A 25,734-nucleotide genomic window follows, 5' to 3' on the forward strand; every position below is an offset into this window, starting at 1 on the left:
AAAGTCCCCTAAATGCTTTTATTACATTTCCTACAAATATTAATTAAGATATATGAAGAACCAAGAAAAACTCAAACCCAACACCCGTCTCGAACGAACGTGAGAGACCTCTATAGTTCTGTATATATTGGGTTCTATATATGCATCGTTATTATCATCAAATAAAGATCCCACAATACATCCCGATGCATCCACAAAATCTCATTTCAAAGATAATAATAGAGACCTCTCGTCGCTCCGCTCAGTCGAGGTGGGTGGATTTTTTCTTTCTCCAGCCTTTGTAAGACATGACCTTTACGAAATCCTATAATTTTTTTTTATACATTTTTTCATATAATAATTTATACACTCAAAAACTCAAGAAAAACCAAAAATCTCAACCCGTCTCGACCGACTGAAAGGAGTGAGAGACCTCTATCGTTCCCTATATCATTGGTTCCGTAAGTGCACCGTTAACACCTATATAAAACCTACCCCGTCTCGAAAGAGGCCGCTAGGCCGACGAGAGACCCCCATCGTTTTGTATGGAAATCGTTCTGTAAATCCATCGTCAACATCTATATACAACCCACCACCCGTCTCGAACGACTGAAAGGAGTGGAGAGACCTCTATAGTTCCCTACATCATTGGTTCCGTAAATACACCATTACCACCTATATAAAACCTACCCCGTCTCGAAAGAGGCCGCTAGGCCGACGAGAGACCCCCATCGTTTTGTATGGAAATCGTTCTGTAAATCCATCGTCAACATCTATATACAACCCACCACCCGTCTCGAACGACTGAAAGGAGTGAGAGACCTCTATCGTTCCCTAGATCATTGGTTCCGTAAATGCACCGTTATTATCTACATAAAACACCCCACTCTCCTATACTTATAAGATTAAAAGTGTGAAGATTTTAGCATAACAAAAGAGACTCGGCTTGGAGTCTCTTTGTTTTTGCTTATTGTCCGTACTGACCAATAAGGTTTTAATTTTAAAATCTATTAAGCTTCAACAGCTTGTGATTTTTTGTAAGCTACGAATGCGCCTGTCATGATTGCAAGACCTGCTACGATAAAGATTAGAGAACCAATACCACCTGTTTGTGGGATATCTACTTTCTTATTGTCTATTCTTTTACCATAGGTTTGTTTTTGATCTTTTTCTAGTTTTGCTTCGTATTTGTACTCACTGTTATCACCATCATAAGATCCTTTTTTAACTTCAAATTTGAAGTTTTCTTTATTTGTATCTAGGGCAAATCCTGGAGCTGCCTTAACTTCGACTGCTCTGTAGTTGCCATATGCAAGACCTGTTACTTCAAATTGACCATCTTTGTTGGTAAAGAATTGTGTAGCCTGTTTTGAATCATCAACCCATGTATAGTTTAGGTTTGCTTTGACAAATTCTTTATCTCTAGTTTTTTGAAGGTCTTCAACTTTTGTTAGTGCTTTTTCTTTTGTATCAAATTCATCTGATCCAATTTTTACTTTGTTTGTAGCAGAGATTGCACCTTTTGATAGAGCCTCATTAACAGCTTTTATAGCGTCATCATAAGCTTTTGCTGCTGGTGTGTATGGTGTTGTGTTTCCTTTTTCATTAATCTTTAGATTTTTTCCAAAGTTAGGACCTGGTTTAGCTGTTTGACCTTCACCTACCATATCATTATTTTCAATTACGAATTGAGCGCCTACTAATCTGTTTTCAGTTCCTTGTTCAACCTTTACAAACTTCTTACCACCTACTGTTACTTGTGGAGGGGTTGGAGTGATTGAGTCAGGTGTCTTAGTATTCTTAACAGTTACTGTTCCTGTTGTACTTTCAACTTTATATTCTGGTTCATAACCATCAACAATTTCTTTTAATTTGTATTTCTTATTTTCTTCAAGTCCTTGGAATGTACCGGCGTATTTGCCTGTTCTTTTAAATTTAAATCCATGTCCAAGATCTGTAATTTGTTTTTCGCCTTCATCAACAACTTCTTCAGCTTTTTTAAATGTTACATCAGCTAGGGCGTTACTATTTTCATCTAATAAGACGTATTTAACTGTAATATCTTCTGGTGCTGGTTTCTTAGCCCAATCTTTTTCAACTTTGATTTCTTTATTTACTGGAGTTACATTATCACTTGATGGTTTTGGTGGTGTGTGGTTGTAAGTTATTGTAGCGTGGTTGTCCATTGGTTTGTCAACTACTGCTGCAGATGTTACGTGTGCAGAGTATGTGAATGTAATTTCTACATCTTTATTTTCTGCGGCCTTGTTTAACTTATCAAGACCAGTTTGTTCAAAAGTAATATCAAAACCATTGCCTACAGTAGTTACTTTATAGTCTGTATCTGCAACAAGAGCTTGGTCTAGTGCTGGAGTAACTGTTATTTTAACACCAGTTTTATAGTCATATTTAAGTCCATTATCCATAGAATCTGCTAGGTGTAGATTTTTGTAGATTGAACCTTTTGGTAAGAATGCCTTAGCTTCGTACTTAATTTCTTTACCTATTTCAGCTTTTGCGTTTGCTTTTTCTTTGTTGTAATTATCAAAAACTGCTCCAACATCTTTTAAAGTTTCAGGGTCGGTGATTTTTTCTAGTCCGTTGTCTTTAGCAAAGTTTTTATCAAATTTTACTTTTTTCTCTGTATTCTTTGGATATAGATTTAATGGTTCAGTTTCGCTGTAGTCTCCAGTACCATCTGGTTTACCAATTGGTAGAGTAAGAGTGAATGGAACTGCTTTCATACCTGTTAGAGTCTCACCATTTTCGCCTCTGTAGGTTGAATTTGCTTTATCTTCTACTATTCTGTATTCGCCATCAGCTAGGGTTGCTGTTGCTATACCGTCTTCATTGTCAACTCTTGCTGTTGTGAATACTTCATTAGTAGCACCTTCTGTCACAAGTTTGTAGTATTTTTCATCTTCAAGGTCACCTGTTGCAAACTTATATTTTGTTGTTAGTTCAGAACCCTTTGTATAACCTGCTGGATTAGCATCTTTTCCTTTATAAACTTCAAATATTCTAAAAGCTACACCGTTGATTGGTTTTGAATCAGAACCGAAGTATTTACCAATATCTAGTGCTTGACCTTTGAATTCAGTTCCATCAAGACCTGATAGGCCTGGGAATACTTGTGCTTCAGTTTTAGTTTTTCCATCAACTGCTTCGCCTTTGAAGGCTTTTACAAATTCATTATCATCTGCTAAAGCTGTTTCAGTATTTGATCCATCATAATATTTTTTAACAATCTTTTTTTGATTGCCAGAACCTTCTTCTACTTCTTTTTCAATGATAACTTTTGACTCACTTGTTATTGGTTTAGATGTTGTTGTAAGTGTTACTTTTTTCGCATTCCAATTGTGTTCTTGCATAAGTATCTTATGAATTAATACTTTTGTTTTGTGAACTACTGCTGGTTGACCAGCTGGTTCGTTGGCATTGTCTGCACTAGCACTAGTAAATGGTGCTACTATGATACCAAATACCATGGCGAATGCTGTTAATAATGACAAAATTTTTCTTTTCATAATTATCTCCTTTATTATTTTTTGTCAATGTCGCTTGGGGGGGATTGGTAGGGGTGTCACTTGTTTCCTTTTGGGAATCTTTTGGGATTCCTTCGTTTGAGAGGTCCCGGGTTTATAAGGTCCCTCGTCGGCCTCCACGTGCCGAGGTGCATATCTTCGGCCTCTGTCGGGACGGCGCTTTTTTTCCGCCATTCCGACAGAGAATCCGACAGATTCGACGAGGAATCTCATGAATTGTGAACTTGCTACCAATTATTTCAGAAAGGCTAGCGACTTGCCTTTCGTGCTGGTGGGCCAGCTGCTTATAGGGGGCGTCCCTTTGTGATATACCTTGGGGACGGTCTATAAATGGTTCGGGGTAACGTGGGTCTTTGCCCTGCTTACTTGGCCTTAGGCTCTTGCCTACTAGGCTAAGTGTTTCCTTTTCTTCATTATATCATAAAGTGAGGATTAGTGACAAATTATCTGGCTTTTTTTAGCCATTCCCGACCCTGCCCAGTACTTGCAGCAGGGTTTGGGGTTTATAATCATAGGCAAGAGCCTAATAATTATTGTGGGTTGTGGTTTATTTACCATATTCTTAATTCAATTATTACTAGAGATCTCTCGACTCCGCTCGAGACGAGGTGGCCGGCAAGAGCCTAATAATTATTGGTTTTGAGTTTTACTCTTCGTTTATTCTGGTCCAGCATTTATAAGATTCCTCGTCGGCCTTTGGCCTCTGTCGGAATGGCGCTGGATATTCTGGTTTTGAGTATAACTCTTCGTTCATTCTGGTCCAGCATTTATAAGATTCCTCGTCGGCCTTTGGCCTCTGTCGGAATGGCGCTGGATATTCTGGTTGTGAGTTTTGCTCTTCGTTCATTCTGGTCCAGCAGTTGTGAGATTCCTCGTCGGCCTTACGCCCTCTGTCGGAATGGCGCTGGATATTGGGGTTGTGGGTTCTCTACGTTTTGGAGGTCCCCGGTTTGTGGAAATCTTTTGAGATTTCTTTATTTTAAGTTTTTCTTGACTCCTTAACCCTTTCTCGCATTTGATGCGTACTAGAGATCTCTCCAGTCTCCTCGAGCCGACGGGCTTGTACTTCGCTCGGTCGAGACGAGGGTGTGGGTTTGAGTCTTTTTTAACACCTTTACCATATCTCGCATAAGTGATTGCTAGATTTCCCTTGGGGACTCTTATCGAGTCCCTTTGGGTTTTCCCTAAATATTAACATCTAACGCCATTTTTCTCCTATGGTAGATATATGCACCTGCTATCATTAAAGCTAGTCCTCCGATTGTGAATCCTATCCATGCCTGTGTACTAAAGGCCTTTGGTAGTTCTACCTTGCGGTTTTCTACTTCGATTGGCCTGTTTTCTAGTTTGTCGACGTAGATTCCTTTTCCGTCTTTTTTGGATAGTTGGTTCATGTCGAAATTGTAGGATACTTCGTCTAGGATTGTGAGGTCAGCTTGAATGAGTGATTTTATGGTTTGTGTTGTTACACCCTTATCAAGCTTTCCTTCATATTCTAGGACTATGGCATTTTTTGTGGTTAAGATACTCTTACCTGTTTCTGGACCGGTGTAGTTACCTGTACCGTAGAGGTCTCGTACAGTATATTTTATTATACCGTCATTGACGTTAGCTCTAGCAATTGCATCTTTGTAATCTTTTTCTGTCAGACTATCTAGGGTCTGTCCTGCTTTGAGGACTGCTGCTTTGACTTTTCTCTTGCCGCTATCATCTGTGGCAATCTTAAAGTCATCTGTTTCAAATATCCTCAAGTGGGTGTCGGTATCAAATTTCCATTCATTATGGTTTTGGTTTATGATTATCCTTTGTTTGAAGGTGCCTTTTTCCTTGTCTATTTCAAGGATTCTGGCTTCCATTAGATTGTTTTTACCTACTAAATAGGATGCCTTGAATGGATCTTTTTCTAGGACTTGGACCTTGCCGTTGTCTAGCTTAAATTCTCTGATATAACCAGGTAGTTTAGCATATCCGTCTGGGGCCTTTGTTTCCTTGAGTGCGTAGTAGCCATTCTTGTAGATGTTTAAATTGAATTTACCATCCTTGCCTGATTTGGCTGTCATGGTTTCTTCTTTGCCTTGGGCATTTTTGATCTTGTATGGTTTGTATTCTTTGTCTTCTTCTTTTTCTTTGTAATAAACTTCGAATTCTCCGCCTTCAAGTCTTGTGCCGTCGGCTGCATCTATCTTGACAAATTCTATATCTTTGTAGTTGACGATTTCTGTTGGCTCGATACCTATGATTTCGTCTTCTGGTTTGTTTTTATCTTGAGTAGGTTCTTTCAGCCTAATTATTGTACCATTTTCTAGTACTTCAAATTCTTGGATATGACCTTCGATTTTATTGAAGCCTGTAGGAGGTGATACTTCGACTAGGGCATATTTGCCTTCTGTTAGGGTGTTATACTCAATTACACCAGTTTCTGGAGTTGTTTTTTCACTACCCTCTACATCTGTCCAGTTTGCTTCGACCTTGGTATCAGTTCCCTCGGTTAATTTCTTTAGCTTGAATTTAGCTCCTGCCAGTGGATTGTGGCCTTGGTCAACCTTTTTAAATAGGATTCTATTTTTAGGGTTGATTGCAGAAATTGTGAGTTCTGCCTTGGCTGTTGCCTCTCCGTAGCTTGCAAAGACTTCGTTATAGGTGTATGCCCATTGGAATTCTGAGCCGTCGTCGTAGTAGTTTCTCAAGTAGGTTGTTGGTCTGTAGGATGATTTGTCCTTTCCATAGACATTACCCGTTATCCTTACAATGTAGGAGGCATTTGTCCTTCCAAATCTAAGTACGGCTGGGTTTGAGTCATTTACAAGTCTTGAGTAGAAGTAGTTGTAAGCTGGGTACTTATTGTCTAGGCCCAAGACTTTTGAGCTATAAGATTCTGGCATGTTTGTATCAAGCTTGCCATTACTTATATCTGTCTGGTAGGCTTCTACCCTCACATTGTCTATATCTTCTCCTGGGTAGTAGGTTAGGGTTGGTGTGCCTAAGTGCATACCATTAGGGTTGACGTAGACGATTTGTGTGAATCTGCCTGTCTTTGGATCAAACTCGGTTATCTTTGAAGCTAGATTTAATTGATAATCTATACCATTTATCCTACTTACGGTTGCTCCTCTCAAACCTCTTTCGTAGACAACGTTGATTGTTTTATCGTTACTACCTGGTTGTGAGTCTGTTACGCTCTTCTTAATCCCTATACCAACTTCTACATTTTGTTTTGACTGTGGCACATTATTTGTGTTGATATGTGCTGTGTAGTCGGTTTTGAAATCTACTAGCTGGTAGGTCTTGGCGTATTCTGTAAAGGTATAGGTTATCTCACCCGTCTCGTAGTCATAGGTTGCCTTGGCGATTGTACCTACTCCGTCTGCAAAGATGTCTAGTCCGTCGACATCGCTTGTCTTAAAGATTCCTTTGAGGTCGATTGATGGAGGTAGTTTGACTGTGAAGTAGTCGCCTGGGTTTATGACTGTGCCCTTATCTAGGTTAAACTTAATATCGTAGTCAAGCATCTGTGACAAGTTTGGATGGATTTCTTTTTCACTTGTCGTTTTATCATTAACTTGATCTGGCTTTTTGACATTCATTTTTGAAGTCATTGTAATCTTAGAACCAAGATCCTCTCCTGTTGGTTTGATATCTCCAGCATATGGGTCAAGGTCCTTACCACCGACTGTGAAGTGCCAGATTTGGCCAGTATTGATATGGCCAGGTGCTGGCTTTATTTCTTCTAGCCTGTATTGACCGATTGGTAGTTTGTCAAAGACTAGCTTACCATCTTTATTTACAGTACCTGTGTATTGGTAGCCTGTCTTGTCTTTACCCTCTTCGCTTGCTTGTGGAGGTTTTTCCCCTGCTTGCTCTTTCTCATCTAGAGTCTTACTTAGTCTTGTAAGCTTGAACTCTGCTCCTGGTATTAGTTTGGCATCGTCATCTTTCTTTTCGATTGTGACCTTACCTTTGCCAGGTTTTTCATTTATAATCTTACCCATGTTCTTCGCAGTCGCACTCGTTACGAAGTCGACAAGTTGTCCAGTTCCTTTTGCGTTTCCTTCAGCATATTGAACGATGCTGTTCGAGTTGTCATACTCTAGTGTAATATATCCACCTCTTGGAATAATCTTATTCTTCGATGGGTCTTTTGGATCTTGCACTGTGATTTCCTTGTCAGTGTATGCAATAGTAAATTGAAGTATAGCGTCATTGATTGGTCTATATCCAGGAGGTGCTTGTACTTCCATTAGTCTATAACGACCAGGTTTAAGTCCCCTAAATCCGAAGAAACCGTTGAAGGCTGAGGATACGTAAGTACCTGGTAGGTCGATGAAGTCACCTTGGGCATAGTATTGGAGCTTAAAGATTGCTCCCTCTAGCCTGTTATTTGTAACCTTCTGTGAGTTAATACCTTCTGAAGGATCATCACGTCCGTGTTTTGAGAAGGTGATGTTGTAAGATTCTTCTTCGTTTGTGATATCAAGTCCTTCTTTAGGAATCTCTATCGCACTTTCCGCACCTTTGCCTGTGGTATATAGACTTGAGATATTTGCTTCTGTTGCTATAGTCTCGATCGGATTAACTTTTTCGCCAACTGATGGATAAATCCTACCAGTTTCGTATTCATCATCACCAATTTTAACTTTCTTGCCTATATAGTTTGCGTACTTATTGCCTGCTGGTTTATTGCCAGACCAATTTTCAGCTTCTGTTTTTCCGTATCTACCAAGTAGATAATTTGTTAATTGAGCTGCACCTCCTTGGTATGATGCCTTATCGAACGCTTCGTAGTAGCCTCTTCCATTGCTTCCAATTTTTAGTTGTTGGAACACTCTCTTTCCTTGATAGAGCTTGAAGTCTATGTGGAGCTTAGCGAGATCTTCTGATTTTATATCATCTCTCTCATAAGGATCAACAATGCCTGGCTTGATGTCATTTGCTTGTTTGTCAGGAATTATATTTCCTTCAGCATCTAGGACATTGTAATTTTTATCAATCTTAGCCTGGTTGGTTACAGTCTTATCTATGATAGAGTTGTCGTAGTAGCCTTCGATATCGATGAAGTAAACTCCACCTGGTTCTAGGTTTAGTTGGTCTTCATCAAAGCCCCAGTCGAATGGTCTCCACCTTGCAGTGTTTACCATCTTGACCCCATCCTTGGATAGGTCGTAGTTTTTGAGGATGTCGTCGGTTGGCAAGTTGCCAGTGCCTGCGTTTGTAATCTCGTAGGTGGTCCTGTATGCGGTTTTCACACCTTCTTTGATTGTCACAGGTGCTACTCCTGGCCTGTCGATTTCCTCTCTTGGGTGATTAGGCTTGATTTGTACGTTGACTGCTTGGCCTTTGTAGCCTCTTAGGTCGATTATAGTTCTTTGTACAAAGGTCTTTGATGTTGTATCTATATGGGTTATCCTTGATGCAGTTCTAATTTGTAGGTTTGAGTTTGTTGTATTATCTCCAAGTTCTGCATCTTTTGAATCAAGGTACTGACTTGGTGTTTGCTTTGGGCCAATATAGGTAGCGTGCATCTTTTCTTTATCGTCCTTGACTTCAACTCTCCACTTGGAAGTCGCCTTCTTGAAGCCTAGAGGAGGAGTGACCTCTTCTAGGGTGTAGTAACCTTTTTCAAGTTTGACAATCTTGCCGTCTCGCTTAAATACTACTTGGCCATTACCATCTGATACACCTGTTACTGGTGGGAAAGATTTATCAACTGTCTTATAATCTGATTCAGTCTTTTCTAGTTTGAACTCAGCGCCCTCAAGTGGTCTGCCGTGGATAGTCCTCTTGAATATGTTAAGCTCGATACCTGCCTTCTTGTTTGTGATTTTAGTTTCTTTTTCAAGAATCTTATCAGGGTTAGTTGGGTCATAGATTAGCCAGCCTAGTTCTTTGTCGTCCGGTTGAGTTTCAGATCCACCTGGTTGTCCAGGGTCAGGGTCTGGGCTTTGTCCTTCTTTAAATGTTGCAGATACTGTTACATTTTGATCTGGCATGATGAAGTATGGTCCATCATTGTCATATTTGACATCTACACTTCCACCCCATTGTTTTGTAACACTTAGCGTATCAATTGTCATCCCTTGGTTTGGTGACGCCTTTATTCTAACAACTGTATTAGGATATGGTCTTCTAGGATCAGCTGTTACACTACCACCTGTTATTTTTGGATTAATTCCTACTAGGTATGTTCCTTGTGGTGGTTCGACATACTTAACATTAGCATAAATATTTACAGCTTGATTAGGCATAGTAAATGAATATTTATTGCCCTCTTGCTTTAATGGTTCTACATTTCTTCCACTACCATCAGTCAATTTTACATATACACTTGTTATTTCGTAATCATCAAACGGTGTAACTGTAAACTCTACAAGTTGTCCAGCCTCTGATTTATTAGGAGCAGTACGTGTATAAACTACTACCTTCTTACCATTATAGTTAGTATCAACACCAATGTCGTAGGACACTTTTGGCACAACTTCTTTTTTATTGAAGGTTACGCTTATATGAACATCCTTAGCTTCCATAGGGAAAGTATATGTGCCATCAGGTTTCAATTGTGGACCTATTGTTGTCCTACCAACTCTAACTTCAGTTATTTCAACTGTGGAATCTTTTGGAGTGACAGTTACTGTAACGTCTTCTCCTTCGCTGGCCTTGTCTTTATCAACTGATACACTTCCTAGATTAGGGTCATTTACACTTGTTGTGATCTTGAATTTCTTTGGTTGTGGAGTGCCAGTAGGTTTCCAAATAGCTGTTACTATTGTGTTGTCATTTACATCTATAGGATCTCCTGGATTCTTTCTCTCTCCATTTACAGACCAAGCATCAAAAGCTGAATTTGCAGGTGGTGTAAATGAAGAACCTGGTAGGTAATAGGTTGAACCCTTATCTACAGTTACAGGGTCCATCTTCGACTGACTACCGTTGCCATCAAAGGTGATGGTGACTGATGGTGTTACTGGTTTGTTTTTCCAAAAAGCAATGACATTAGTATCTTCGGTAATTTGAATTTCATCTCCAGGTTGATGTTTTTGTCCAAATACTAACCAATAATCAAATTCTTGTCCACTTGGTGGAGCAAAGCTTGGTTGAGTTAGGGTGTAATATTCTCCCTTGTTTACACTTTTTCTAGTGGTTTGACCTGAGCCATTATTTGCAATTAATGTTACAAAATAGTGCTCTAGGTTTCTTCTGGTTGCCAAGTTATTATCTAGGTTCACAGGGTTGCTATTATTTGGTGTGTATAACATTGTCCTGTGGATTTGATAATCTTGGTTTGATTGTGCAGTGTTATCCAAGCCAATTTTGTATGACAAGTTTAGTGTTTGGCCTTTTTTGAGGTTGATATTATTTAGGCTAAATCCACCTGTTGTGTAAGATATTTTTCCATTATCTGCACTTGGATTTTCTGCTAGTCTAATATTTGTGTTTAGATTAATATCAATCTTTGCATTTTTGACTAATATAGCATTAGGGTCATCAGCTGCTGGTATTCTTTCTTTAACGAAGTTATCATCAGTAATTACATTTCTATCAAAGAAGTCTTTGATGTTATTTACTCCCAAGCTATTGTAGTCATTTGTGTTTAAGCTATGGAAGAAATGTCCTTGTAATACATTATTATTGCTACTTGAAGCGTTAGCTGTGTTGTTGTTCATATAGGTATTATAGGCTTTAACATTAGCTTGGCTTAAGTTGTAGTTTGTTTGATCAATTTGAGCCATCCATGTATCGAAATGAGGAGGATTTCCTACATCTCTAAATGGCCAAATTATTTCAGCTGCTTGGTATTTATACTCTGGTCTTCCTGGAGGGCCAACGTTCCATTTGTCAGCACCCATAGTATTAAAGTTAGATATATCTATGAAGATTCTCTTATCATAGGTCTTGGTTGTGTTTGTTATTTGTCTGAAATAATTATCTCTTTTTGTTGCTAAACTCTTATTTCCATCTACTGTTGTTGTATCTCTATCCTTGATACTTACAGCTCCGAGGTAATCTTTTATAGTTACATCTGCCCCATTTGGATTTGATGGAGTTGCCATGTTATAGGTTGTACTGTTAAGCCTTGCATCTAAAGCTAGTAAATCTTGGTTATAACCACCTTTAACGGCGTTATTTACTCTATCATATTCAATGAAAGTTGCATCTATGCTTGCATTTGAATCCTTAGCCTTTTGAACAATATCATAAATCAATTTATTGATATTTTGATCTAGGGTACCTTTCCTTCTAGCATTTTGAGCTGATATGTCCTTTGACCTATCAATAACAAAGACCATTTGGATTTTATTTCCGATTATGGTTTCTTTTCCTGGTTGACCACCAGTATCTTTTGGTGATACCGAAATATTAATATTTCTAGTACCATCTGTTGTGTTCACATCTCCAGCAGTGACTGAGATGTTTGCATCACTTGAGTCTATATTGTAGGATGTTTGACTTAAGTTGCCTGCTCCTACTGGTGTGCCTATTGAATTGTCACTCATTTCCAAACCATCTGCGGCGAAGAAGGCTGATCTTAGTGACCTTGGTGATATTGGTGTGTAGCCGATATCTGTTGGTTCTAGGCTTCTTGTCATTATGCCGTTTGTGTTATTTAGTGGACTTAGGCTTACTGGCTGAGCCTTTCTTAGGCTTGCTTGGGCCTGGTTGCTCCTATCTTTGTCACCTATTATTAGGTGGGAGTTTTTGTCTACCTTTGATTCCTTAACTGGGTCTAGGACAAAAGCATCTTTACTTGCGTAGGACTCTGCTGCCCAATAGGTGTTGGTATAGTTTTTGAAGTCCATACCTGTACCAACCCTACCACTATTTGGGATGTCGGTTTCGATTGTGACTTCTAGGGCTTTGGCGCCAGTAACATCTGTATTTATCTTTAGCCTATTAAATCCATTGTGTTCGATAGTTTCTACCCTATAAGGAACTGCCTTACCTGGATTTACTGGATTGTTAATTTCAGATGTATTACCTACTTCACGAATACTTATTATCTTAGTATTCCTATCGGTGATGTTCCTGTCTTCTGGCTGAGCGTGGATTTGAAGTTCAGGGTTGTTTAAATTTTCCGACATTCTATTTAATAGGAATACCTGTCTCATTTTCTTCGTTTCTTGGTTAACTTCAACAATATTTGTTGTTAATTTCTTGTGAGCGTTCGGCTTATATTCATCTCTACTTGGAACAGATTGATTTTCTTTTGTTCCTTCGTTTACTTTTACATTTTGCCATTTAGTTTCTGGGTCATTGTCTGTAACTTGGTTTGTAGGGTTGATATCCTTGATGTAGACTTTTCCGTCATCTTTAATTGTGACAGTCCATTCAGTGTTGGCGTTTTCGTAACCTTGAGGAGATCCTGTTTCTTCTAGTTTATAGGTGCCTGGTAGAAGGTCTTTAAAATCAACCTTTCCATCTTCTCCTGAATGTGACCAATATTCTTGACCTGGTTTGCCATCAGGTTTTTTAGGTCCTGTTAGTTTAAAGGTAGCTCCAGATAGGGCATCTGTTCCATTTTCTCTTGTCTTTTTGAATTTGAATTTATGTCTATTTTTCTCATTCTTTAGGTCAAGAGAACCTTCTGAGATGTATGCTCCTATGATTTTGTCTTCTTTTTGAGCTTCTCCTAGGGCTTCTCCTTCTGGGATATCTGATACATGTTCGTAGTAGTCAGGCTTCCAGTAGGCGTGGTTGTAGAAGGCATAAGGGTCATATTTTTCAAAATAATCTCCCCCTGTACCTACGCTTGCACTTTCATCCTTGTATGGGATTTTGACATCCACTACAATAGGCATGTTTGTCTCTGGTAGGTCGATATCTAGCCTATATGGAGTTTCGCCTGGTTTTTCAACTCTTTTTGGACTTATTTTTTGGATTGTTGCCACATAGTTTGCAAGCTTGACATCTTCTACTTCTTCTGTGACTTTTCTATTAAGGGTAAATACTTTTACATCTTCTGTGCCAGCATACCAATCCATATTAGCTTCATTTAGTGGTTGTCTATGGATTTGTAGTTTGGCTCCTTTGTTTATCTGATTTCCTTCTGGGTTTATTACATATCTTTGGACTACGTATTTCTTAGTCTTGTTGATTGCAATAATTCTTGTACCCAACTTGTATGGAAGAACACTGTTTTCTGTCCAAGACCTCCATCTTGGGTCATTAAGACCTGAGAAATATTGAGGTGACCTACGTTTTACTTCTACCCTTTTGGTTGTGGCAAGATCTTCTTTTGGTACGACCGAGCTGTTTACTTCTTCACTAGTTGGCTTGGTGTTTCCTTTTACGTAGTCGTAGACCTTTACCTTATCTTCTTTAACTACAAGGACCCATTTTTTATCTAGCTTTTTGTAGCCTGTTGGGGCCTTGGATTCTTCTAAGATGTAGGTGCCGTCAGTTAGTTTTGGACTAAATTTTACAACACCCTTTTCATCTGAGGTTCCTGTCGCAAAGGCGTCTTCGCTGTCTTTTTTCTTGATAGTAAATTCTGCACCAGGAAGTGGTTTCCTTTCTTCGTCTCTCTTGTAGACTTTGAAGTCTGTACCCTTCGGTTTGTTAGATACTTTAAGTTCAGGGTTTTGATCTATCAGTGTGTCTCCAGTAGATCCTAATCCAAATTCTGTGATGGTTACAGTCCCATCCTTGGCTACATAGACTTGCCAAATCTTATCTGACTTGATGAAGTTATCTGGAGCTTCTTCTTCTCTTAGGATATAGGTGCCTGGTTTGATGTTATCAAATGATAATTCACCTTTATCGTCTGTTGACCTAAAGATTTTATTCTTATTAGCATCTTCTAGGGAGAAGATTGCTTTCGCTAGTGGCTGGTTTTGGTCCGCCTTGCTGTACTTTTTGATCCTAAACTTACCCGGTGTGTACTTTTCATTTGCCATCATTACCTTTTGGGTATAGAATTTAGGAATTTCTTGTTTGGTTTGTTCAGCTGCTGTTACGTTGGTATTTACCTTAGAAGCAAAGGCTGATTGTAATCCACCACTTGCCATATAGAAAGCCCTAAAATGGCTTCTAAACATGTTTAGGTCAGTTACCCTAAAGGTCTGTTCTACGACATAACCCTCTCCTGAGTTAGATATAACTGGCATGTCAAGTAGGAGTGGTCTTCTTGTATTAAGTGTAGCACTACCATCTATTTGCCTAGGATCATAAGTCAATTTTATACCATTTTGTGTGTTAGTATATTGACTATTTGGGTCGATCTTGGATGAATAAACCGGTTGGTAAGTTTGAGGGTCATTTTCTGGTCTGACACCCATGGACAATGGCATGTGCATTGCGTTGGTTGTTGTAAGACCTGAATATTCTCCATTTGTATAAGGGTTTCTACCTATTCCTGGATAAGTCTTGTAGATTTTGACTTCATTTAGTTCGAAAGCAGGACTATATCCCTTACCTGGCCATTCTACAATATTTTTATTTGGATCCCAGTCTGTTGTCATCCAGTTAAATCTAATTAATGATTTTGACCTATCATATGACATTGGGTTAACATAGGCGATTGCCTTTACATACCAATCCTCGCCATCCTTATATACTTCTCTAAAGTAGTAGGCTTGGTTTTTTCCTTTTTCTTTGCTGTCGTTTTGGTCATAGATTCCATAGTCTGCTTCTACTGTAAAAGGTAGGTGGGTATTACCTTTAATTTCTGAGCTAGTAAGTCCAGGCCCTGCAACTATTTCAAAGTTATATTTTCCGTTTGTCTTTGCATAGAACTTTGATGGGATGATACCATCAATTGTTAGGTCAAACTTAACTTGTCCACTTGCTTTGTCTGTAAATACATAGGTCAAAAGGTTGGTTTGGTAGTCCATGTATGGCTTAGCAATTTCTTGACCTTCTTTATTATATATAGATGGGATTTTGTTTACGTACTGGGTTAGGTCGAGGTTTGGGTCAAATTGGATTTCAAATCTCTTGTCTTTTGTAACTTCTTCTAACTCTATATTTGCCTTATAGGTATAGGATTCGTAACCGTAGGCTTCCCAAACACCTGTTCTAGTACCAATTTCACCGTAGCCATTTTCACTTAGCTTGATTTCTTGGTTGACTTTGATGATCTTTGCTTTTGTCTGATCATCCTTTACTACCTCGTTTTCGATCCAATAGTCAACTCCCTTTACTGGTTCTGAATTGCTGTGTTTAAACCTAGGATTGTAGGAGACTTGCTTTGCCTTATCGACTGTGACATCAAAAATAAGTTGGGATTCTATATAACCATCTGGTGGATCAATCTCTTCGATGGTGTAGGTGCCTTCTGGTTGATCTCCAAAGTCTACTAAACCTTTTTCGTTTGAAACTACCGTTTTGATTGGGTTCCCATCGGCATCTTTTAATACAAATGTTGCACCAGCAAGGTCTTTCTTATTCGCTCTTACCTTGTAGACCTTTACGGATTTTCTTTCGAAAGGTTCGTTTTTAATTGTGATTGTAGTTTCTTGACCAGCGTTTTCGCTTGATAGGGCAATGTTATTATCATTAAGCTCTGCCTCACCTTGTCTACCATTATTAGTTTTCCAGTCGTACTTAATGCCTGGTGTACTTTGGCCATTTCCGTCCTTCTTTGCTGTAATCTTGACCATAAAGCCCCAGTTGTTGGTAACCCTTTGATTAGGTAGTTCGATGGTGTATTTCTTTGTATTACCAGCATCGTAATATCCCTTAATTGGAAACTGGTTCGCGATATTAAGAGCTTGGCTAAGGCCATTTGTGTTTACAGTTTGGAGGTTCATTTCCCTCTGCTTGGTTGGCCTATCATTAGGATTAACGTCAAAGACTCCAACACCAGTTATATTAGCATTTGTAGCATAGATATCAATCTTGGTTGGCTTGTTTGTTGAACCGTTATTGAGATCCCCTAGAGCTTTTAGGTAGATGTAAGTTGTGATATTGCCATCTGAATCAATAGTACCATAGTGCATGGCATTCATGTAGCCAGGCCATTGGTTATGCTTTATTGTCGCAGTTGGGGTTTGGCCACCTGTGATAGTGGCTTTCCCGCCAGTTAAGTTGATCTTACCTTCAAGGTCGACTCTAAAGTTTACATTATCTGCAAGCTTGTATCCTGGAGGTGCCTTTGTTTCTATAATATTGTAATCGCCTGGTTCGATATTTGAGAATTTTGCCTTACCTTCCTGGTTTGTGGTAATTTCTGGACCACGGAAGAGCCTAAAGGTAGCACCTGGTTGTGGTACTCCATTTTCGTCAGTCTTTAAAAGAGTGAAAGAACCATACTTCTTGTCGATTTGTTGGTTACCCCTGTTTAGGATGTAGTATTCTCTTTCGATTGGCTTGTAGTAGTTGTAGTTTTCTAGGTATTTGAATTTTGTACCATAGATATTTGCTACAGTCTTTGGTAGGTCTTGGACTAGGGCAGGAGTTATCCTTGTCGCATTATTTTCCGACTGAACATCCCAGACCCTCACATTATTAATGGTAAATTCCCTTTTGTTCTGAGCATCTGCTGGTTTGTCGACTTTTTGTGTGGTTAGGAGATAACCAGGGTCAGTTTCATTTTTATTTGGGTCTACAGCCTTGATTTCTTGGTCTTGTACACTAGCACCTGTGTCTAGGGCCCACTCTTGGACAACTTTGAGGTCTTCGTTTTGGGAAATAGTCACACCTGCAAGGCTTTGGCTCTTACCACTTACACTTGAAGTCTTTTCGAAAACTGCAATTGTACCAGCTCTTTTATTTCCAGTAATGCCATCATTGTCAACGACCATTTCCCCATTGTCATTTAGTTTGTAGACATATGTGTCAAAGTTTGTGGTTTGTCCGTCAATCTTCCTATCCTTTGTTAATGGAAGGGAAGCTTCCTTATCTGGAGTACAAACCATATCAGTGATTGTCCACTTTGTAGTATTATTTGCTGTAAATTCACCTAGGACTGTGGTCCTGTTGTTCATACCCACTCTATTAGGAGTAGCGTCTTTGACCTTTCTTATAGGCCAACCATCTTCAATTAGGACTCTCTTTGCACCGTATTTATTTTTTTTGAGAAGGGCAACAGAAAGGTCAAACATGTATCTTTCTTGGATTTTGGTTGCCTTGGTGTAGAAGGTGTAGGTGATAGATTTCACACCAGGTCCTGGGGAGTGGTGTTTGGAGTCGACTATACCATTTTGTCCTTGTAGTTGGTCAGTTATTTCTTTGTCTTCTGGGTCTTTTCCATCTATTTTTATTTTTTCTATCTCGCCAAGACCAGATCCCTTGACTGTGGTGAAGTTGGCCCTGTAGCCTAATTCAGCTAGGTCTTTGTCTGATGATACCGTAAAGGTCCAGTTATAACCTTCAAGCTTACCATCCTTTACTACTGGGGTTTCATTCAATTTTGTATCTAGTCTGTAGTTTTCCTTATCTGGCTCGATTATTTGGTCTACATCTTTCCTGCCTGGCTCTATAATTGTACCAGCTGGGTCACCATTACTATCCACCCTTTGTGGTAGTAGGTTTTTTGGATTTGTAACTCCAAGGCCTGATACCTTATTAACCACAATAAATTCCCCATTATTATCAAGGGTAATATTGTCAGGATTATAGTCTACAGGGATGTCTAGTGGGATTTGTAAATTTTCATTAATCTGTTTTACAATTTTATAATTAATTGTATTTGTGGATAGGTTGTAAGTTGGTTTAGCAATTTCCACCCCTTTGTGGTAAATAGATTTAAGGCTGTTTGGGTCATTTACAGTTAACTTTTCATCTAGGTGGATATTGAAATATTGGCCAACTAGGATTGGCCCGTTTGCTATAGATGTTTCAAAACGGGTTAAGATATGAAATTGCTTATTTTCTAGGTTATTTCTTATATTTGGATCGACTGCAAAGATGTGTGGTCTAAAGTTTTCGTTCCCGTCTTTTTCCACAAGGGCCTTTATAGCATCGCCGTTGTCATCCATGAGTTTAGCTTGGTCGGCTTTTGAGAGTTTGTATTTTGTCTCAAAACTATTTAGGAGATTTTGAATATCTTCTAGGCTCTTACTTTCGTCTTTTAAGGCTTCCTTCAATTCCCTGTCTGCCTTTTGGATGTCTGTTTGACCTAGTAGGCTCTTTAGGCCTTCAAGGACGCCAGTTTTCTTTTCTCCTTCCTTGCTTGCTTCTTCTTTAAGTTTAGCAAGGTCATTTTCAAAGGCTTTTTCTGCCTTTTCTTTGATTTCTGCTTTTGATTCTGTTTTTAATTCTGTTTTTAATTCTTCCTTATCATCTGAATTTGCCAAATCTTTCTTGGTGTCTTGGCTTGTCTTTTGGTCTTCAGATTTTTCAGAATTTTTATCGATGACCTTTATTTCTTCTTCTGGATTTTCTTCAATCTTTTCTGGGTAGGCATAGGTGATTATTTCATCGTAGTTTATATTGGCTGCCTTGTTGGTTTGTTTGTTTATGCCAGATAAGATTTTTTCTAGGTAAAATCTTAGGTCAGTCTTTTCAATTTTTTTGTTAGTTGCAAGAGCCTTGGTGAAGTCCTTTAGGTCTTGGTCTGTTATCTTTTCTTCGTTGTAGGAGTCAAGATTTTTAGCAAGGTCTTCTATAGTTGTTTTTAAATCGTCTGTTAGCTTGCCTTCGCTTTCAAGCTTGGCTAGGAGACTTTCCTTGTTAAGGATGATAGGAGAAATGCTTGACTTTGTATTTTTTTCTACAACCTTGATTTCGTTGCCTGATGAATCTGTAGCCACAGCATTTAGACCAAGATCATTTCCTTTTTTCTCTTCTGCTTTATTGTCAGCAGTTTTCTTTTCTTCAGCTGTTTTGTCATCTACCCTTATTTCAGTAGAAGATTCTTTTGTTTTTGGCTCTTCTTCTTTTTTGTCTTGGTTGGTTGGGTTTTTGACTATGGCATCAGAGGTCTTTTCCTGATTTTCTACTAGTTCTGTTTTTTTATCTTCCGGAAGAGGGTCTTCTTCGGCGGATGATTTTTCTTCTTTATTTCCTTCTATATATATAGGGTTTTTTAACACGCTTTTATTTAAGGAATATTCCTTGACCTCGGTATTCTTTTTTGATACCTGGGTTTTTAGGGTGATTTTGGCTAGGTAGCCAGCTGGGATTTCGAATTTGATTTTTTTGTCAAAGTCGATTGCCTGTGAGAATTCCTTGTTAATTTCAAAACCCTTGTCTGTTAGCTCATAGTAGTCTAAAGCGATTTTTGTATCGGTTGTTTCCTGGTTTGAGTCTAAGTTTAAATCATAGGTAAATTCTTTATTATCTTTTTCACCATTTAATAGGTAGTCTGTCCAGGTGATTGTATCGTGACTTGCAAAAAGACCGCCGAAGATTCCTTCTTTTTTGAATTCTCCTCTAGCCTTGGTGATTTTTTCTTCTTTATTGACAATTTTTACCAAGTCTACTGTTTTGTTGTCTTCGATAGTTACGCCTTTTTCTGTCTTTAGGCTGTAGGCAAAAACATTTGCCTTTTTGTCATTTTCTTTGAGACCTAAAATTAGGTCGTAGGCTCTTTGGTCTTTGGCTTTGTTTACATCTGCGCTTAGCTTGTAGATTATTTCATTACTTGCCTTAGATGTAAGAACCAAGGCTTCGAGCTCTTTTTTGAAGTCCGGTTCGTTTTTTTCTGTATCTGTACTTGCTGATACGAGTTTTAGGTCATTTATGTTGGAATTAGGTGTCTTTGTAAGGCTTAATGAAAGCTTGGCCTCGCTATCTTGAGCCAATTTTTCTTTCCTTTTTACTTTGATGGTGTAGTCTATCTTTGTTAGGCTCTCATCAAGCTTGGATGTGATTTCTACCTGGTAGTCATCTAGGTCTTTTGTAAGCTTGGTTTCGTCTGTATTTTCTACCTTTGTAGGGTCTTCTTTGATTTTTTGTAGGCCCATAACTGACGAATCTTGATTGTAAAGCCTTACTTCAGATGTACTTGCAAAGGCAGATGGTGGTATAGACATAGCTAGGGCTACGATAGTGGCAAATACCTTTCTAGTTAGTAGACTAATTTTTCCTTTCATAATAACCTCCTTCCTCTCTAAGTTTTTTGTCTGTCTTGTCTGGAAACTTAATCTTAGCTATATTTACTTTTATCCAATATTTTCTCGTTTTCATTTTATATTCCTCAGATTTCATCTTGTTAATGTCAAATAGTTTTTTATGTATTTTGTCTTAGCTCTGTAAAGAAAATACAATTTTGATAATTATTCTTTACTATATAATATAACATTTTGACTTTTTTTACAAGAGCAAAAGCTCATATACGCTAAGTTCTACGCTTTATATCAAGCTAGATTGATTTATGTTTATTTCTCAATAAATATAAATTTGTCTTTGTTTCAGATTTGTTTTAATTATATTTGCATTTTTAGTTGATTTTTCTAAAATTTAAGTTGTAAGTTCGAATTAAATAAATAGGTAAAAAAAATATGTATGTATCCATAAAATCTCTTCCAGAAAAGTGCAAGAAGGGGGTTAGCACGCCGTGCTTAACCCCTCATGATTTTTTCACTCTATTTGTTGCTATTTTTTAGCCTTTGAAGGTATCTTACAAAAATTGGAGTATTTATCTCTTTTCTATCTTTATTTTTTGAGTCCACAACAATTATATTTTTGTTTGGATCTTTATCCTTAGCTTGGTCTTTGGCTTTTTTGTCGTCTTTTTCTGTTATGGTCACTGTATCGACCTTTTTGATTGCTGCATCCAATTTGTTTTGGAGGTCAGTTGAGAAAGATCTCTCGCTTTCTTTTGGAGAATCTTTGGTTAGGTCGTTAATTTTTGTTAGTGGAGTGAGCATACCAAGGTTTAGGACTGGTTTTGCTCCCTTAGGACTTGTTATAAGTGGGTCAGTGGTATTATCGATTAAGTTTATTTCATCTAATTCGATTAGCTTATTGTTTGCTTTTTTGCTGATATCTTCTGCTTCTTTAACAAGTTCTGCTATTTTTTTGTATTCTTCTTTGGCTTTTTCTGGATTTTCTTTTTCTAATTCTGCCAAGCTGTCTAGTTCATAATCTAAGAAAGCTTGTTGGATTAGTTCTTGAATCCTTTGAGTTTGGACAGTTAAGGCCTGTGCCAAACCTCTTATGTCTAAGTTTTCCTCGTCAATATTTGGTTCTAGTTGGAGGATAGATTTTTTCTGCTCTTCTACTAGTTTTAGTGCAGCTGCCCTATCTTGGCTTGGACCTTCTTCTTCTATGTCTTTAGCCTTGGCTAGGTTAGTTTTATCTATTAGACCCTCTAGTTTTTCGCTTTGTTTTTTAATAGCTTGTGAAAATCCTTTTATATCAAGGTTTTCTGGGTCTAGGTTAGGATACAATTTGCGTAGGGTATCCTTTTCTGCTTCTACTAGGTCTTTGGCGCTTTGGTTTTCTTCGCCTATTGTTGATGGTTTTTTTTGTTCTTTTCCTTGTTCGCTTTGGTCTTTTTCAGCGTCTTTAGAGGCTACAAATTTTTGAAAATCAGTAGTTTCAAATTTGCCCACCTCAATTTTTCCATCCTCAATTGGGTTCTTTTCGTCTGATTTTTCCCTAAGGTCAAATCTTACTAGAGAATTTGCTGGGATTATTTGTTTTTCTGGGTCTGTTACTTCTTCATTTTTCTTTTCTAGAGTGTTTGGATTTATGTAGGTAAGAACCAACTTGTAATCCTTGCCTAGGCTAGGGTCATAATTTAAGTAGGTAAGAAGTTTTTTCTCTTCGTTTGTATCATTTAGAAGATATTTAGTAAATGGAAGTTTTTCTAGAGGATTGTCCTTTTCTTCTTTAGTCTTTTCATAATCTCTTTTTATTTGATTATTGTAAAGTGCGTATGAATCAAGAACTTTGGTTACATTAGCATCAAATTTACCTAAAAATGACTTGCCCTCACAGCTTACTAGGTAATAAAGGGAATAGTCACCAGGATCTTCGCCTTCTGTGATTTTGACACTTGCTTGTACAACACCTGTATTAGCGAATTTAGTTTTTATTCTGAAACCAAACAAATCACTTCCTGATATGGTCTCAGCTACATTTGCCTTTTCTTGGTCACTTAATAAAGGCTTATCATCTGGAATCAATTGATTTATTTTTATATTTTTAACCTGGCTATTTTTTAAGGCAAAAACTGAAACTGTGTACTCTTTTTCCAAATGGTCACCAGTTATACCCAATGTATAGGTAAGGTAGGCACAATTCTTGCCTTCTTCCATTCCTGCTTTGAAGTCTACTACGCTAGGATTAACTTCAATTTCATCCTTATTAGTAACTTTAGTTTCATCCTTGGCTGCATCTTGTTCATTACCTTTTTGGGAACGGTAGTTTTTATTTTCTGTATCTTTATCTTTAGTTTGACTAGCAGAACTAGATTGGGACGCAGTACCAGTTTGGGGCGCAGTAATAGGTTGGACTGTTGCAGCCCTATCTTGACCTACTGTTGTATTTATTTCTTTATCATCTATTAATTTACTTGGTTGTTCAGTATTTTTAGTATCTATTTGGTCTAACGATTTTTGTTCTGTAGCGCTAGCATTTAGTGGAAGAGCTAGGGCTAAAGCTAGGGAAAGGATTCCAAATCCGACTTTATTTCTTCTATTTTTCATAATTTCCTCCGTATACCTATATTTTATCACATTTCAATTTATTTACAATAACTATTTTAAGTATATTATACATAAATGATTAATTCTAAAAAAATTCTAAGTTGTTACAAGTATTTGCCAGCTTCTCTTGCAGAGAGCCTTGATAAACGATTAGTCTCTTGACTTAAAAAAATTTTCACCCAAGCTGGATTTGTTTTGGCATATTCTCTTAAAGCCCAGCCTATGGCCTTGTCTATAAAAAACTTTTCGTCCTTGTCCTTGGCTGGGATATCGAGGTTGGCCCTTATTATTTTTGCCAAAAGGTCGGTGTCAGTTTCATTTTTAAATCTTCTTTGGTGGCCAATGGCAATTCGTCTGAGCCAAAAGTTGTCATTTACAGCAAGGTCTAGGATTTTTTCCTCAAAACCCTCCTTACCAGAAAGCCCACCAATGACCCCGTCGATATTGTCTATAGTATCCCACCAGGGTCTTATTTGGGCAAGACCAACAAGACTGTCAAAATCAGCTATAGTCAACAAGTATCTTTGATTTTTTAAGATATCCATACCCAGGTAATTTAGCTCCCTGAAATTGTGGGAGAAAAGGTCTGTCAAAAGTTGCCAATTGATGGATTTTGCCTTTTTTTCATCGCTTAGAAAGGGTTTTGAAAGCTCTTTCCTTTCGCCAGCACCTATGCCATAAAAATCAAATTTATTCCTCATATAGGCCGACATTTTTTCTGCCCTAGTAGGATTAGAATGACTTTTAAAAATATTTTCAATTTCTGTTATTTCAAACATTGCTAAAAATTTTCTAGCCTGATATAGCCGGTCGGACCATAAATCGCCCAGTTAGTTGACCTTAAGAGATCGGCACCAAAAACTACTTGGATATCTGTATCTTCTATGGCTGGCTCTATTTGAGGTGAACTTAGACTTACTTCCTTGTTGTCGTTGGTGAAGGTAAAACGGCTTAGATTTGTTATATCTTCAAGGGATTCGCCAAGCATTTCCAAAGTTTTCCTTACTTCTTCATCTGAGTCGATAGCCTCTTTGGCAAGACTTGGTGAAATTATAGTAAGGGGTCTTGATGTGTCGATGGCAGCCTTTATAATCCTACCATTAAAGCCAATATTTATGATTGGTTGGTTGGTTTTTTCCCTATTAGGCTCCATAAAATCGGAAGTTTGGACTTCAAAACGTCCCTCTTGTGGGTTTGCCCTCCAGGCAAATTGGGAAATCACATTCCAACCTAGGACCATATCGCAATCGTTGGTATTACCAAAAGGGTCAGTTCCAAGGTCAAAGGCAGTATCTTTGGCAACTAGGACTGGCACCTTGGATAATTTTAGGCCACCTATTAACAATTCGCCAAGAATAGCCCTCTTGTATGTTTTCTTTTCATCTATGTAGTCTGTATCTAATAATTTTATATCAAGGTCTTTGGCAATAGATTCCTTGACCATGGTGTTGCCCCTAGTGTTAAACATAGCAATAAGCTTCACCCCATTTGAAGCAAGGCCTAGGTAAATATAGTTAAAAAATGTATTGTCAGTAACTGGAACTAAAGAAAAATCCATAAAAACTCCTTTTTTTCTTTTTATTTATAATATTATACCATAATATGAGTGAAATAAATGGTATAGAAAAAGTAGATGAATTTATGTCTTCTTCATCTACTATTTCTACAGTCTAAATCCTGCTTTTCTAGGATTTTTTTATTATATATTTAATTCTTTTTTTAGGCCTTCTTGCAAAACATATGAAAAGTTTATATCTTTCTCTCTGGCCATTATATCTAGCCATTGAGGTATAGTTAAAGTTTTCTTTATTGATTTATTGTTAATAGCTTTTCTGACTGTAGGCATCCATACGCTTATTAAGACAGTTTTTTGGTTTTCACCTACATCAATATATTTTAAATTGGTTGGCTCTGGGATTTTTTCATTCTCTTCTTCTAATTCTACCATCCACAATCCTAAGACATCTTCTGCCATGTATAGTGCTTCTTCATCTGTATCTGCACATGATAGACAACCTGGCAAATCAGGAAATTCTATACTAATTCCGTCTTCATCATAATAAAAAATAGCTGGATATACATATTTATCTTTCATATCATTTCTCCTTTGAGTAAAGAACCTAGGGGTTATAATTTAACCCCTGTTTGTTTTTCGATACTTTTTAAAGTTCTGATCGGATAGGAATCTCTCGGACTAGGCACTGTTACCTTTCCTAATTCTGGCTTAGCAGGATTTGATAAAAACTTGTGGCTCCCCCTCTGAATTCCAGTTTCTACCCAACCATGTTTTTTAAGTATCTTCAAAAGTTCTTTCGAGTTATAACTCTTCATAAGAAGCGTCCTCCTTACGTAATCAATATACGTGTTTTAATACGTGTTATCAAGCACTTAGGAAATATTTCAATGAAAAATTTACACGTAAAAACGGCAGAATCAACTACCATTCAGAAGTTATTTTTAATTACAGGTTATTTTACTAGGGCAAAATAAGCAAATACTACCACAGCAAGGATTATCCTGTAAACCCCAAATGGAATGAAATCGTGTTTTTTGACGTAGGCTAGGAATTTTTTGATTACTACGAAGGCTACTATGAAGGATAGTACCATGCCTATTAGGATTAGGCACCATTGGTTTCCTGAAAAACCTCCTAGGTTTTTTACTAATTTTATTAAGGT

8 protein-coding genes are annotated in these 25,734 nt (G+C 37.9%); all 8 read right to left on the reverse strand.

Annotation, left to right across the window (positions count from 1 at the left end; genetic code table 11):
- Positions 1 to 989 precede the first annotated feature (989 nt).
- Complete coding sequence (locus RQ907_RS02090; RefSeq protein ID WP_311491753.1) at positions 990 to 3,506, reverse strand: pilin N-terminal domain-containing protein; 2,517 nt, start codon at positions 3,504 to 3,506, stop codon at positions 990 to 992.
- A gap of 1,202 nt (positions 3,507 to 4,708) precedes the next feature.
- Complete coding sequence (locus RQ907_RS02095) at positions 4,709 to 20,494, reverse strand: SpaA isopeptide-forming pilin-related protein (RefSeq protein ID WP_311491754.1); 15,786 nt, start codon at positions 20,492 to 20,494, stop codon at positions 4,709 to 4,711.
- A 492-nt stretch (positions 20,495 to 20,986) separates the two neighbouring features.
- Positions 20,987 to 23,056 carry a hypothetical protein gene (locus RQ907_RS02100; protein WP_311491755.1) on the reverse strand — a complete coding sequence of 690 codons (2,070 nt, stop codon included), beginning with the start codon at positions 23,054 to 23,056 and terminating at the stop codon, positions 20,987 to 20,989.
- 104 nt (positions 23,057 to 23,160) lie between these two features.
- On the reverse strand, positions 23,161 to 23,835 hold the full coding sequence (locus RQ907_RS02105; protein ID WP_311491756.1) for a DNA alkylation repair protein: 675 nt from the start codon (positions 23,833 to 23,835) through the stop codon (positions 23,161 to 23,163).
- A gap of 2 nt (positions 23,836 to 23,837) precedes the next feature.
- Positions 23,838 to 24,614, reverse strand: coding sequence for a hypothetical protein (locus tag RQ907_RS02110; protein ID WP_311491757.1), 777 nt, complete (start codon positions 24,612 to 24,614; stop codon positions 23,838 to 23,840).
- 141 nt (positions 24,615 to 24,755) lie between these two features.
- Complete coding sequence (locus RQ907_RS02115) at positions 24,756 to 25,151, reverse strand: type II toxin-antitoxin system HicB family antitoxin (protein ID WP_311491758.1); 396 nt, start codon at positions 25,149 to 25,151, stop codon at positions 24,756 to 24,758.
- Between the two features lie 32 nt (positions 25,152 to 25,183).
- Positions 25,184 to 25,387: a type II toxin-antitoxin system HicA family toxin gene (locus tag RQ907_RS02120; protein ID WP_311491759.1), complete on the reverse strand. Its 204-nt coding sequence runs from the start codon at positions 25,385 to 25,387 to the stop codon at positions 25,184 to 25,186.
- A gap of 137 nt (positions 25,388 to 25,524) precedes the next feature.
- Positions 25,525 to 25,734: undecaprenyl-diphosphate phosphatase (locus RQ907_RS02125; protein WP_311491760.1), on the reverse strand; the 210-nt coding region annotated here is incomplete at its 5' end.

The sequence above is a fragment of the uncultured Anaerococcus sp. genome (assembly GCF_963510575.1).
Classification (GTDB): Bacteria; Bacillota; Clostridia; order Tissierellales; family Peptoniphilaceae; genus Anaerococcus.

What these genes read in the sequence shown, in the direction of transcription:
- RQ907_RS02090 (WP_311491753.1), bottom strand. Translation starts at nt 3,506, where the DNA reads ATGAAAAGAAAAATTTTGTCATTATTAACAGCATTCGCCATGGTATTT.
- RQ907_RS02095 (WP_311491754.1), bottom strand. Translation starts at nt 20,494, where the DNA reads ATGAAAGGAAAAATTAGTCTACTAACTAGAAAGGTATTTGCCACTATC.
- RQ907_RS02100 (WP_311491755.1), bottom strand. Translation starts at nt 23,056, where the DNA reads ATGAAAAATAGAAGAAATAAAGTCGGATTTGGAATCCTTTCCCTAGCT.
- RQ907_RS02105 (WP_311491756.1), bottom strand. Translation starts at nt 23,835, where the DNA reads ATGTTTGAAATAACAGAAATTGAAAATATTTTTAAAAGTCATTCTAAT.
- RQ907_RS02110 (WP_311491757.1), bottom strand. Translation starts at nt 24,614, where the DNA reads ATGGATTTTTCTTTAGTTCCAGTTACTGACAATACATTTTTTAACTAT.
- RQ907_RS02115 (WP_311491758.1), bottom strand. Translation starts at nt 25,151, where the DNA reads ATGAAAGATAAATATGTATATCCAGCTATTTTTTATTATGATGAAGAC.
- RQ907_RS02120 (WP_311491759.1), bottom strand. Translation starts at nt 25,387, where the DNA reads ATGAAGAGTTATAACTCGAAAGAACTTTTGAAGATACTTAAAAAACAT.